This window comes from Chitinophaga silvisoli (assembly GCF_003412465.1).
GTDB classification, from domain to species: Bacteria; Bacteroidota; Bacteroidia; order Chitinophagales; family Chitinophagaceae; genus Chitinophaga; species Chitinophaga silvisoli.
On the sequence record NZ_QTJV01000012.1, the window covers coordinates 1 to 14,763 of the forward strand.

3 protein-coding genes are annotated in these 14,763 nt (G+C 46.9%); 1 reads left to right on the forward strand and 2 read right to left on the reverse strand.

What is annotated here, in order from left to right; genetic code table 11:
- Both DXN04_RS26365 and DXN04_RS26370 read right to left on the reverse strand, forming a co-directional pair.
- The coding region (locus DXN04_RS26365; RefSeq protein ID WP_116856409.1) for a beta strand repeat-containing protein at positions 1-10,520 on the reverse strand (10,520 nt) is incomplete at its 3' end.
- A gap of 311 nt (positions 10,521-10,831) precedes the next feature.
- Complete coding sequence (locus DXN04_RS26370; protein ID WP_116856410.1) at positions 10,832-13,240, reverse strand: ABC transporter permease; 2,409 nt, start codon at positions 13,238-13,240, stop codon at positions 10,832-10,834.
- Positions 13,241-13,456: 216 nt separating this feature from the next.
- Between DXN04_RS26370 and DXN04_RS26375 the strand changes: the two genes are divergently transcribed.
- Positions 13,457-14,761 (forward strand): sensor histidine kinase, encoded by a 1,305-nt coding sequence (locus DXN04_RS26375; protein WP_116856411.1) that lies wholly within the window; start codon positions 13,457-13,459, stop codon positions 14,759-14,761.
- Positions 14,762-14,763 lie beyond the last annotated feature (2 nt).

The following is a 14,763-nucleotide window of genomic DNA, read 5'->3' on the forward strand; positions in this document are numbered from 1 at the left end:
TTCACGATGCTGATGGTTTTGTTTTCATCATCGGCAATGGTGACAGTAGCACTGGTATTAGCGGTGAATGTTCCCAGAGTAGGAGCCGTAGCTGCTGTGAGAGTTGCTATCACAGTTTCATCCGCTTCAATGGTTTGATCATCTATCACTTTCACATCGATGTTGGCGCTGTTTGCCCCTGCAGGGATGGTTACCGTGCCGCTGAGGGTATTGTAGTCAGTACTTGCAGTAGCAGTACCAGATATAGTGTATGTTACTGAAATGTCTTCAGTAGCTGTTACACCTGTTGGCAGACTCACTGTAAATACACCATTGGTCGCAGGCTCAGAAGCATTGGCGGTATTCACGATGCTGATGGTTTTGTTTTCATCATCGGCAATGGTGACAGTAGCACTGGTATTGGCAGTGAACGTACCCAGGGTAGGAGCCGTAGCTGTTGTGAGAGTTGCTATCACAGTTTCATCCGCTTCAATGGTTTGATCATCTATCACTGTCACATCGATGTTGGCGCTGTTTGCCCCGGCAGGGATGGTCACTGTACCGCTGAGGGGATTGTAGTCAGTACTTGCAGTAGCACTACCAGATACTGTGTAAGTAACAGTGATGTCTTCTGTCGCAGTAACCCCGGCAGCAAGGCTCACTGTAAATACGCCATTAGTAGATGGTTCGGCAGCATTAGTCGTTGATGCGATAGTGATCGTCTTGTTTTCATCATCTGAAATGATCAGAGTTGCACTTGAAGCTGTTGCGTCGGTGATGGTTACGATCACGGTTTCATCGCCTTCGATGAGCTTATCATCCACTACACTTACCGGAATAGTGATGCTGTTAACCCCGGCAGGGATGGTCGCTGTGCCACTTAAAGCCGTGTAATCGCTGCCGGCGGTAGCGGTACCCGACACTGTATAGTTAAATGTAATTGCCTGTGTGGAAGTTACGCCAGTTGGCATGCTTACGGTAAATCCTCCATTCGTCGTAGGTTCGGCCACATCTGTGGTTTTGACGATAGTCAGAACAGGAGAGTCGTCATCTGAAATAGTGAGGGTCGCATTGCCTGCTACCGTGATTGTGCCCAGTTGAGTGCCGAATGCATTGCTTAATGTAAGGGTAAGGTCTTCGTTACCTTCGTAGATATTATCATCGATCACATTGATATCGATGGTCGCGCTGTTCTGACCGGCAGGGATTGTTACCGTGCCTGGCAGCGTCGTGTAATCGGCTCCGGCGGTAGCGGCTCCGGTTACAGTATATCCTACAAGCACATCTTCAACCGCAGTGACACCGGTAGGATAGCTTACTGTAAAGTGCCCGTTTGTATTTGGTTCAGCAGCATCCGCTGTTTTAGCAATAGTAATGGTTGCCGCATCGTTATCAGCAATCGTTACAGTTGCGGATTGGGTCGCCGTAAAGGTACCCAGGTTTGTAGCTGTAGCAGCGGTTAAGGTGGCAATTACTGTTTCATCGGTTTCGATGATCTGGTCATCTTTTGCTAACACCGGGATATTAGTGCTGGATGTACCCGCCAGGATGGTAACAGAGCCGCTTAAAGCAGTGTAATCATCATTGGCGGTTGCGGTACCGCTTATCGTGTATGTGATATTGATGTCTTCAGTAGCAGTTACGCCACTTGCCAGGCTCACGGTAAATGCACCATTGACAGAAGGTTCGGCTGCATCTGTTGTTTTCGCAATGGTGATGGTTCTGTCTTCATTATCGGCAATTGTGACAGTTGCGTTGTTATTAGCTGTAAATGCACCCAGGGTATTTGCAGCAGCACCAGTCAATGTAGCGATGACAGCTTCATCGGCTTCGATCAGCTGGTCATCTATGACTGCTACGTCTATTGTAGTGCTGTTAGCACCAGCAGGAATGACAACGCTACCGCTTAATGCAGTATAATCGGTACCTGCTGTAGCCGTACCCGTCACTGTGTAAGTAACGGTGATAGCCTCAGTTGCCGATACTCCACTTGGCAGGCTTACTGTAAATGCACCATTAGTAGCAGGTTCGGCAGCATCAGCAGCCTTAGTAATGGAGATGGTTTTATTTTCATCATCAGCAATGGTCACAGTTGCATTGCTATTTGCCGTAAAGGTACCCAGCGTAGAAGCGGATGCCCCCGTCAAGGTAACTATGACAGTTTCATCTCCTTCGATGATCTGGTCATCTATTACTTGTACATCAATATTAGCGCTGTTAGCACCTGCAGGAATGACAACGCTACCGCTTAATGCAGTATAATCGGTACCTGCTGTAGCCGTACCCGTCACTGTGTAAGTAACGGTGATAGCCTCAGTTGCCGATACTCCACTTGGCAGGCTTACTGTAAATGCACCATTAGTAGCAGGTTCGGCAGCATCAGCAGCCTTAGTAATGGAGATGGTTTTATTTTCATCATCAGCAATGGTCACAGTTGCATTGCTATTTGCCGTAAAGGTACCCAGCGTAGAAGCGGATGCCCCCGTCAAGGTAACTATGACAGTTTCATCTCCTTCGATGATCTGGTCATCTATTACTTGTACATCAATATTAGCGCTGTTAGCACCTGCAGGAATGACAACGCTACCGCTTAATGCAGTATAATCGGTACCAGCTGTAGCCGTACCCGTCACTGTGTAAGTAACGGTGATAGCCTCAGTTGCCGATACTCCACTAGGCAGGCTTACTGTAAATGCACCATTAGTAGCAGGTTCGGCAGCATCAGTAGCCTTAGTGATGGAGATGGTTTTATCTTCGTCATCAGCAATGGTGACAGTTGCATTGTTATTAGCTGTAAAGCTACCCAGCGTAGTAGCGGATGCTCCCGTCAGGGTAACTAGAACAGTTTCATCTCCTTCTATCACCTGGTCGTCTATTACTTGTACATCAATATTAGCGCTGTTAGCACCAGCAGGGATGACAACACTACCGGTTAAGGTATTATAGTCAGTGCTAGTTGTGGCCGTACCAGTCACTATGTAATTAACGGTGATAGCCTCTGTTGCGGTTACACCACTTGGCAGACTCACTGTAAATGCACCGTTAGTAGCCGGTTCGGCAGCATCAGCAGCCTTAGTGATGGAGATGATTTTATTTCCATCATCAGCAATGATGAGAGTTGCATTGTTATTAGCTGTAAAGCTACCCAGCGTAGTAGCGGATGCCCCCGTCAGGGTAACTAGAACAGTTTCATCTCCTTCTATCACCTGGTCGTCTATTACTTGTACATCAATATTAGCGCTGTTAGCACCAGCAGGGATGACAACACTACCGGTTAAGGTATTATAGTCAGTGCTAGCTGTGGCCGTACCAGTCACTATGTAATTAACGGTGATAGCCTCAGTAGCCGTTACACCACTTGGCAGACTTACTGTAAATGCACCGTTAGTAGTAGGTTCGGCAGCATCAGCAGCCTTAGTGATGGAGATGGTTTTATTTTCATCATCAGCAATGGTGACAGTTGCATTGTTATTAGCTGTAAAGCTACCCAGCGTAGTAGCGGATGCTCCCGTTAGGGTAACTATTACAGTTTCATCTCCTTCGATTACCTGGTCATCTGCGACTGCTACATCTATTGTAGCGCTGTTAGCACCAGCAGGGATGATAACGCTACCGGTTAATGTATTATAGTCAGTGCCAGCTGTAGCCGTACCAGTCGATGTGTAAGTAATGGTGATAGCCTCAGTAGCTGTTACACCACTTGGCAGACTCACTGTAAATGCACCGTTAATAGCAGGTTCGGCAGCATCAGCAGCCTTAGTGATGGAGATGGTTTTATTTTCATCATCAGCAATGGTGAGAGTTGCATTGTTATTAGCTGTAAAGCTACCCAGTGTAGTAGCGGATGCTCCCGTCAGGGTAACTATTACAGTTTCATCTCCTTCTATCACCTGGTCGTCCATTACTTGTACATCAATATTAGTGCTGTTAGCACCAGCAGGGATGACTACGCTACCTGTTAAGGTAGTATAGTCGGAACCAGCGGAAGCCGTACCTGTTAATGTGTAAGTAATGGTGATAGCCTCAGTAGCTGTTACACCACTTGGCAGACTCACTGTAAATGCACCATTAGTAGCAGCTTCGGCAGCATCAGCAGCCTTAGTGATAGAGATGGTTCTGTTTTCATCATCAGCAATGGTCACAGTTGCATTACCATTAGCTGTAAAGCTACCCAGTGTAGTAGTGGATGCCCCTGTCAGTGTAAGGATCACTGTTTCATCCCCTTCCACAACCTGGTCATCTGTTACCACTACATCTATCATAGTGCTGTTAGCACCAGCAGGAATAACAACACTACCTGCTAAAGTATTATAATCTGAACCAGCAGCAGCTGTGCCGGTGGTAGCATAAGTCACTGTAATATTCTCAGCGGCCGTTACTCCACTTGGCAGGCTTACTGTAAATGCACCATTAGTAGCAGCTTCGGCAGCATCAGCAGCCTTAGTGATGGAAATGTTTTTATCTTCATCATCAGCAATGGTCACAGTTGCATTGCCATTAGCTGTAAAGCTACCCAGCGTAGTAGCGGATGCTCCCGTCAGGGTAACTATGACTGTTTCATCTCCTTCTATTACCTGATCGTCTATTACCGCTACATCTATAGTCGCGCTGTTAGCACCAGCAGGGATGACAACGCTACCAGATAAGGTAGTATAGTCGGAACCAGCGATAGCTGTGCCGGTGATAGTATAAGTCACTGTGATGTTCTCAGAGGCAGTTACCCCACCTGGCAGACTTACTATAAATCCACCATTAGTAGCAGGTTCTGCAGCATCAGCAGTATTAGCAATGCTAACTACCTTCACTTCATCATCCACAATAGTAAGGTCCGCGTAAGCATTGGCAGTTAAGGTACCCAAGGTTGCACCAGAAGCACCAGTCAGGGTAACTGTCACCGTCTCCGCACCTTCAATAATCTGATCATCAATTACCGCTACATCAATAATTGCACTATTGCTACCCGCAAGGATGGTAGCAGTACCACCCAGGTTTGTATAGTCGGTACCAGCTGTAGCCGTACCGCTTACTGTATAAGTCACTGTTATATCTTCCGCAGCTGTAATGCCAGGGGCCAGCCTTAATGTAAATGCACCATTTGTACCCGGTTCGGCCGCATTTGATGAGGAGATACCAATCGTCTTACTCTCATCATCAGCAATGATAACCGTAGCTGCATTATTCGCGGTAAATGCCCCCAAACTTGTAGATGAAGCTCCAGTCAATGTTGCCACCACCGTTTCATCCCCTTCAAGCAACTGGTCATCATTCACAAAGATAGGGATGGCCACACTATTTGTACCCGCGAAGATGGTTGCCGTACCCCCCAGGGTATTATAATCATCACCTGCCGTAGCGGTACCTGTTACTGTATATGTCACCGAGATATCCTCATTGGCTGTAACGCCTGCAGGCAGCCCGATTGTAAATGTACCATTCGTAGCAGCTTCCGCAGCATCCGCACTCTTTACAATCGTTACTGTTTTACTTTCATCGTCTGCTATGGTAAGGGTCGCATCCGTATTTGCCGTATAAGCACCCAGCGTAGGAGCCGAAGCCGCTGTCAGACTTACCACCAGGGTCTCATCGCCTTCCAGGAGCTTGTCATCATTCACCACCACGGGGATAGTCGCACTGTTGTTACCTGCAGGGATCAACACAGTACCGCTCAGGGCAGCATAGTCATCTCCCGCTGTGGCAGTACCACCGCTTACTGTATAGCCAACTGTGATGTCTTCCAGTGCCGTCACACCTGCCGGCAGGCTCACTGTAAATTCACCATTTGTACCAGGCTCTGAAGCATCCGTTGTATTCGCAATGCTGATGGTTCTGTTTTCATCATCAGCGATGTTTACTGTCGCAGCTGTATTGGCCGTGAATGCACCCAGGGTAGGAGCTGATGCACCGTTCAGTGTCAGGATCACCGTTTCATCCCCTTCTATTATTTTATCATCAACTACAACTATTGGAATGTTCACATTATTATCCCCCGCAGGAATCAGCACTGTTCCGCTCAGGGCAGTATAGTCGGTTCCGGCAGTGGCCGTCCCACCTGTCACTGTATAGTTGACTGTAATTGCTTCAGTAGCCGTTACCCCACCCGGCAGACTTACTTTAAATAAACCGGGAGTTGCAGGTTCGGCCGCGTCTGCAGCGTTAGTGATGGAAATGGTTTTATCTTCATCATCCACAATGTTCACAGTTGCATTGCCATTAGCCGTAAAGCTACCCAAGGTAGCAGCCGAAGCTCCGGTCAGGGTCACTGTAACAGTTTCATTCCCTTCAATGACCTGATCATTGATCACCGGTACTGAGATAGTCGCACTATTATTGCCCGTATAGATGATCGCCGTTCCGCTCAATGCAGTATAATCAGTACCACCGGTCGCGCTTCCACTTACTGAATAGGTAAGGGTAATATCTTCAGTAGCTGTTACGCCCGTCGGCAGACTTACTGTAAATGCTCCATTAGTAGAAGGTTCAGCTGCATCCGCTGCCTGAGCGATCGTTAGCGTCTTCTCGTCATCATCAGCAATTGTAACAGTCGCATTATTATTGGCTGTAAATGAACCCAGGTTATTGGTAGTAGCACTGGTCAATGTCACAACCACTGTTTCCCCTACTTCAATGATCTTGTCGTCAATCACCGTTATAGGAATCGTTGCACTATTATTCCCTGCAGGGATCGTAGCTACACCCCCCAGGCTTGTGTAATCACTGCCAGGAGTAGCTGTTCCTGTAACTGTATAATACACTGTTACGTCTTCAGAAGCTGTCAGACCAGCGGGGAGATTCACAATGAATGCACCATTGGCACCTGGTTCGGCAGCATCCGCTGCATTCGCAATCGTCACTGATCCTGCGTCATTGTCTGTGATGGTTACTGTAGCATCTGCGTTGGCAGTGAATGTACCCAGGTTAGTAGCGGAAGCACCAGTCAGTGTTACAGTCACAGTTTCATTTGCTTCTATGACCTGGTCATCTATTACGGGTACATCGATAGTAGCGGTATTATCTCCGGCGGGGATGCTGACTGTACCACTTAATGCAGTGTAATCATCACCCGGGGTTGCGGAACCACTTACTGTATAAGTTAGGGTGAGATCTTCGGTTGCAGTAATGCCAGCCGGCAGAGCTACCCTAAATGAGCCCTTGGTCGCAGGTTCTGCTCCGTCAGCAGTATTGGCGATGCTGAGGGTCTTATTGGTACCATCTGCAATGGTAATTGTAGCTGAAGTATTTGCAGTGAATGTTCCGAGCGTGGCCCCGGAAGCAGCCGTCAGTGTCACAGTCACTGTTTCATCTGCTTCAATGATATTATCACTTAATACCGGAACATCGATGATTGCACTGTTATCGCCGGCAGCGATAGTGACTGTACCGCTTAGCGTAGTATAGTCAGCACCCGGGGTGGCTGTACCGGAAACAGAATAGGTAAGGGTGATATCTTCAGTAGCCGTTATCCCTGTCGGCAGACTGACAGTAAACGTCCCATTGGCAGAAGGTTCTGCACCATTAGCCGCATTCGCGATTGTAATTGTTTTGTCCTCATCATCTGCAATGGTTAGGGTCGCATTCGTGTTAGCGGTAAACGCACCCAGGGTAGCAGCAGAAGCGCCGGTCAGTGTAGCGATCACTGTTTCAGGGTTCTCAATTTGTTGATCATCGATTACCTCAACAGGGATGTTCGCACTGTTATCACCAGCAAAGATGGTCACTGTACCCGTCATGGCATTATAGTCATCCCCCTCGGTGGCTGTACCGGAAACGGTATAGTTGACGGTGATGTCTTCCGTTGCAATAGTACCTGCCGGCAGACTAACCATAAATGCCCCATTGGTAGAAGGTTCCGAAGCATCTGTAGCTTTTGTAATCGTTACAATTTTTTGCTCATCATCGTTGATGGACAAATCCTGGGATGCATAAGCGCCATTTGGTGTAAAGGCCCCAAGGTTAGGGCTGGTGCCGCCGCTTATTGTAAATCTCAGGTTTTCCGTTCCCTCTATAATCTTATCATCTTTCACCCTGATTGGAACCGTCACATAGGGATCACCCGCAGGGATGGTAACCGTACCCGAAAGCGGCTCGTAATCTTCATCTACAGTCGCACCCAGCTCAGTTACTGTATAAGTAACTGTGATAGGTTCTGTTGAACTGATATTGCCTGCACCCATGATGGCTATTGCAACGGTACCATCAGTGGAAGGTTCGCTTAAGTTATTAAATGCACTAATGCCAAGCAATCTCGGTTCATTATCTGCAATGTTGATAGTTGCACTGGTATTCGCAATAAATGATCCGAATGATGGCGCAGCGGCAGATGTCAGGGTTACGATCACTGTTTCATCTACCTCAATGAGGTCATCATCTAGGACGGGCACATTGATGACAGCACTATTCACACCCGCAGGAATCGTTACCGTACCTGAAAGCGTAGTATAGTCAGTGCCTGCAATCGCAGTACCGGATACCGTGTAATTTACTGTAATGGGTTCAGGATATGATATTCCTCCCGGCAGACTTACTGTAAACACGCCATTGGCGGACGGTTCTGTGCCATTTGTAGTGCCAGCAATCACTACTTCTTTATTGGCAGGCACTACATCGTTGTCTGCTATATTCACCGTTGCATTGGCAGTACCGGTAAATGTTCCGAATGTAGCCGCGCTGCCACCTGTCAATGTTGCAATGACTGTTTCTGTCGCCTCTATATCATTGTCATCTATCACGGTCACTGGCAGGGATATACTATTACTACCTGCCGGGAAATTCACCGTACCAGCGAGCGTATTGTAATCAGCCCCGGGAGTGGCAGTACCAGCTACTGTATAATTTACAGTTACATCTTCCACTACTGATACACCGGCTGGCAGACTGATTTTGAATGCCCCATTGGTAGAAGGCTCCGCTGCATCTCCATCTGCTACAATCGTAAACACCTTGTTTGCCGCAATATTATCATCATCTATCACACCCATGGTTGCTATCCCTGATCCGGAGAAGGTACCAAGGGTAGGGCTTGTACCCTGGTTCCATGTCAGGGCCAGGGTTTCAGTACCTTCTATGATCTTATCGTCTGTTATAGTTACAGGAATCGTAACACTGTTGGATAATGCCGGCAGGACTACTGTACCCGAAAGCGTGGTATAATCAGTACCTGCAGTCGCTGTACCAGATACGGTATAATTGACTGTTACATCTTCCTTCGCGGTGTAGCCTGTAGGCAGACTCAATGTAAATACCCCGTCTGTAGCCGGTTCCCATGCGCCGGTAGTAACAGCTAAATTCAGCACCATATTCGTTGCCGTATTGTCATCGTCACTGATCGTACTCGTGGCACTGTAGTCCGTCGCACTTAATGGAAAGGTGACATAGGTAGTCGATGACCCGGCTTCAGCACTAGTCAGGGTCACGATCACCGTTTCATTTCCTTCAATGATTTTATCGTCATTCGTATTATAGCTGACATCTACATAATTGGTACCCGCAGGTATGACCACTGATGCCGGTAAACTGGTATAATCAGTGCCGGAAGCTGCGGTACCTGTCACCGTATAATTCACGGTAATATTTTCCGTATACGTGATCCCTGTTGGTAAACTAAATCTGAATGAGCCGCCGGTTCCCGGTTCAGCAGCATCTGTGAGTTTCTTGACACTCAGTGCAGGCAGCATGGCATACACTGCAAAGTCGTACAATGAATATCCGTAGGTGGTACCCCTCGCTGTACCTCGCATTCTCACATACCTAGCCTGCCCTGATATTGCTATCGAATTGTTTTTGATATAGTTCCCTACAATGGTTGCCGCCGTGGTCCAGGTACTTCCATTTGATGAAATATCGATGGTAAAATCCTTGCCGTAAGCAGCCTCCCAGGTCAATGCGACCCGACAGAGATCGTATTGTGCACCTAGGTCTACATAGATATACTGCGGATCTGAAGATGCACTTTCCCAGCGTGTGGTGGCACTGTTGTCAAATGCATTCGCCACCGCATTTGCACCTACAACAGAAGATGCAAAACCCGGCCTTGATTGCGCCACATTCAGGTTGGAACAAATGGTAGTCGGTGCCGTTCCCAATACCTCCAGGGTATAGATAGAATAGCCGTAGCCGGTGAGCACCCTTGCCGTACCATACATCCTCACATACCTGGCGGTATCCGTAAAACTGTAGGAGTTGTTCAGGGCAGTATTGCCCGTTATGGTGGCCTTGGTTCTCCAGTTTGATGCATCGTCAGAGACCTGGACCAGGAAGTCCTGCCCCCTGGCATTCTCCCAGGTAATGTTCACAGTACAAATCGGGTATCTGCCTCCCAGATCGACCATAATCCATTGCGGATCACTCCAGGCACTTTCCCATCGGGTAGTGGTATTGCCGTCTGTAGCGTAATACGCGTAGTTGTTTGCATTCACACTGGAAGAAGTGACAGCCTTACCTAAAGCTAAGTCAGTCGTACATTGTGCAAGTGAGACCTTACTGACTAACAGGAATAAAAAGGCAACTAAAAGTTTGTTTACCAACAATTTGTTTTGTTCACGCATTCTTAAACGTTATGGTGCAAAAAGGGAACACACGGGCGTTTCAGCTCCAGTTTATCCGAACCTTGTCGTGAGGGAGTTGTAGGCATAGGGATATGGTACAGGGATGTTGACCAGTGTATTATATTAAATTATAATGTAAAGTTATTAAATAAATCCGCTATTTATAAGGGTTTCGGTGAATTTACTTTCCGTTTACCCAATGGTATATGATTATCAATAGGATATGGAGGAATAGGCAAAAGCCGCTATGGATCAATAAAAAAGCCTCCGCAGATGCAGAGGCTCTCCCAAAAACAATATTTAACTTTATATCACTCCGTCTTCAAACTCTTTACAGGATTGGCAAACGCCACTTTTAAAGTCTGCAATACAATCATCACTGAAGTAAGCAATCCTAATGAAACAATGATCATCACGATGGGCATTGCCTTAATTTCTATGTGGTATTCATAACTGTTTAGCCAGTACTGCATGAGGTAATAAGCGGCCGGGCAGGCCAGTGCACTTGCTATGATCATGACCCCCATGAAGTCTTTTATGAACAGGCTGATGATGCTATTGACAGAAGCCCCCAGCACCTTCCTGATCCCCATTTCCCGGGTGCGTTTCTGGATAGTCAGGGATACCAGCCCGATCACACCCAATAATACTATGACTAATGCCAGTACCGTAGCGGTGTATGCTGTCTTCTCCAGCTGGATCTCCGACCTGTACATCTTTGCCAGGCTTTCATCCATAAATTTATATTCAAAGGGTGCACCTGGCATGAGCAGGGACCATTTCTGACGGATGGTTTCCAGGGCTTCCGGTATATTCCCCGCTTTAATTTTGATGGCAAAATACCTGTAGGTATTGAACGCTTCAAGCGGGAAAAAGACCATAGGGCTTATGGATTGCTGCATGGACTGGAAGTGGAAATCCTTTGTCACACCACCAATTGTATATGGATCCTGTAGTTCTGCAAACTTAACCTGTTTGCCAACAGCATCCGCCGCATCCTTGTATCCGAGGGCCTTTGCCGTCTTTGCGTTGATCACGATTTTATGTACGTCCGCCGGCATACCTTCCCTGCCAAGGTATTCACCTGCCACCATTGGCACCTGGAAGGTCCTTGCAAAATGCCTGTCTGTACTTAGCTGAAATGCGGTGACCGCCGCAGTTGCATCTCCACCCAATGGGAATATATTTAAACTGCCCCCGTTATTACCATCCATGATTTCATAGGTCAGACTTACATCCTTTACTACCGGGGACTCCGCCAGTTGTCTCCTGATGCCTTCCATCTTTGCTACGCCGGCTGGTGACCAGTCTCTCGGCACCTGCGCACTGATCACATATTCTTTATCATAGCCAATTCCTTTGCTGAAAAATAATTGCACCTGCCTGGTAATGATAAAGGCAGCAATCAAAACTACTACGGCTGTAAAGAACTGAAATGCTACCAGTGATTTTCTTAATGCTATATTTTCCTTTACTGATTTTAAAGTTCCTTTCAGACTGCTCAATGAGGGGAGTGCCGATAATACAAAGGCCGGATACAGGCCGGCAGCCAATCCTGTCAGGACGACGAACAATAAAAGGTAAGCAGCAAAATAAGCAGGGAAATCGTTCAGTGCCGGGAGTGGTTTACCTACCATTTGTTCAAACAGGGGGGCCAGCAGCAGATAACATCCAAATGCAAGCAGGGTAGAGATACTTACTGTGATTAATGACTCAGTGAGAAATTGTGCGACCAGTTGTTGCTTTTTGCCTCCCAATACCTTTCTCATCCCAATTTCTTTCATCCTTGAAGCAGCGCTGCTTACAGAGATATTGATAAAGTTGATCACAGCCATCAGTAATATAAACAAACCGATCCCGGATAAGGTATACAGCATCCTTCTTACCAGGCCATTGTTCTGATTGAGGTAATTATCGCGAACGTTCACCACTTCCGGTGTCAGGTTATCGTATATATTCGCCGGGGTATTTTCTTTCAACAGTTTGGTAATCGGACCATAGAGCTGACTGGCTTTTACACCGGGCTGTAATTCTACATAACCCACGATGTAAACATTTTTCCAGTCGTCTATTGTTCTGCCGAAATAACTGATGCAGCTTTCCGGGAGGATGATGCCATTCCTATAGGTGGAGACAAGGTCAGTGGCCGCATTGTCGCGTGCAACGCTGATCACTGCTGTCAGCATAAAGGGCTTGCGCTGTCCTGACATATTCTCAATCTCCACAGATCTGCCGATGGCGTTTATGGTACCAAAGTATTTTTTTGCCAGCTCCGCTGTCATAATCATGGAGTTGGGGGTAGACAATGCATTGTTCGCATTGCCTGCCAGTACTTTCATGCCGAACATATCGAGCAGGGTAGTATCGCCGATTTGTACATTTTCTTTAAAGTCCTTCTGGTCGCCATGCACGGTGAGGGTAACGCCGTCCCACCTGTAATAGTTCTTTACCAGTGTAGGGTATTGTTCCTTCAGGGCTTTGGGTAATGCGCCGGAGGTAGAGAGATCGAATCCCATATTCGGGTCTTTCCATTTACTGCGGATCACAAACTGCCTGTCTGCATTTTTGAGCTCCCTGTTCACCTGGAGTTCATTCCATACATGCGCCATGATCATACCAGTAAAGGCTATGCCAATGGCAAGCCCGACAATGTTCAGGATAGCATGAAAGCGGTTCTTTTTCATGTTCCGCCAGGCAACCAGGATGTAGTTCAATAGCATAACATTGGGTTTGGATATTCCTGTTCGATCAAAGTAAATGCCGCAGTTCGGTCTTATTGAAAATTAAGTAATTACAAGGAAGTTAGTGACGGATATGTTCGCTAACAGTACATGAATTGTCCGAAAATGGGCAGTTCTTACATTGATTATTAATACTTTTTACCATAAATTGCGGAACTTTCAGGAGAGAGGTATTTTACATTAACGTGGTTATGAATGAATAATGTACAAACAAACCGTAAACGTGTTGTTATCCCAGACATCATCCATTTCTTTAACCGAATATTAAATACGGGGGTACACGAAGCTAATGGCATTGCCCGCAACCGTCAGATCCGAACCGTGAATATCGCGGGTGTTACTGGCGGGACAGTCTCCCTTTTGTTTAGCATTGTCAATACCTGCCTGGGAAATTATCTCCTTGTACTGATCAACATTACTACCATGGCCTGCCTATACAGCATGGTGTACTTCAATGAAAGGAAGAAGTATGACCTGGGGCCGATGATCACTATGCCTGTATGTGCATTGGAACTTTCTGCCAGTGCGCTGATCTATAATAACAACATGGAGTTGTACCTCCTGCTGGTGGTATGTCTTTCCCTGATCCTGCTGAACAATAAATGGGTCATGCTTGTCCTGAGTATTTTCAGTGCGGTGCTGCTGGGTGTCACGCATCGGCTGGCACCACACACCGTTATTCACCAGGCAAGTGAGACGCGAAGGATTATGAATGCAGTGATCTGGTTGATCATGCTACTGTTCTGCCTCTATTATTTCAGGCTGCAGATCATGGGGTATACAAAGGAGTTAGAAGAATCGAACCGGCAGTTGAATGTAGCCAATAAGACCCGGGAAAAACTGATTTCCATCCTGGCACATGATATGAGTTCGCCCATCAATACCCTCTTCTTTATGCTGGACCTTCTGCAGGAAGATATGCTGTCGGGCAAGGACTTCGCAGAGTCATCCCGCCTCCTTATACTTCAGGCGAAGAACCTGCAGGAGAATATGGATGGCCTGCTGCAATGGTGTTATACCCAGATGAAAGGCATCGCGCCGCAACCTGTTCACTTCAATCTTGTAGTGCTGATAGAAGAAGTGATTACGTTTTTACAACCTCAGTTCCAGAAGAAGCATATCCGGTTACAAAACGATATAGCACAATATACCTGTATTATCAATGCCGATCAGGAGCACATACGCCTCATCATCCGCAATCTGCTAAGCAACGCCATTAAGTTTAGTTATAAGGAAGCTACCATCGTACTCAGTATGGAAGATAAAGGCAATGAACTGGTGATTTCCGTAGCTGACTTTGGAATTGGCATTGCTGCCGACATGCAGCAAAGGATCTTTGCAGGAGATAAAATTCATTCCACGCCGGGTACCAGCAATGAGAAGGGGATAGGACTGGGCCTTAGCCTCAGCCAGGAATTTGCGCAGAAAAATAAGGGTTTCCTCTCCGTAATAAGTGAAGAAGGGAAGGGTAGTACCTTTAGCCTGCATCTTTATAAATAGAA

What these genes read in the sequence shown, in the direction of transcription:
- DXN04_RS26370 (WP_116856410.1), bottom strand. Translation starts at nt 13,240, where the DNA reads ATGCTATTGAACTACATCCTGGTTGCCTGGCGGAACATGAAAAAGAAC.
- DXN04_RS26375 (WP_116856411.1), top strand. Translation starts at nt 13,457, where the DNA reads ATGAATAATGTACAAACAAACCGTAAACGTGTTGTTATCCCAGACATC.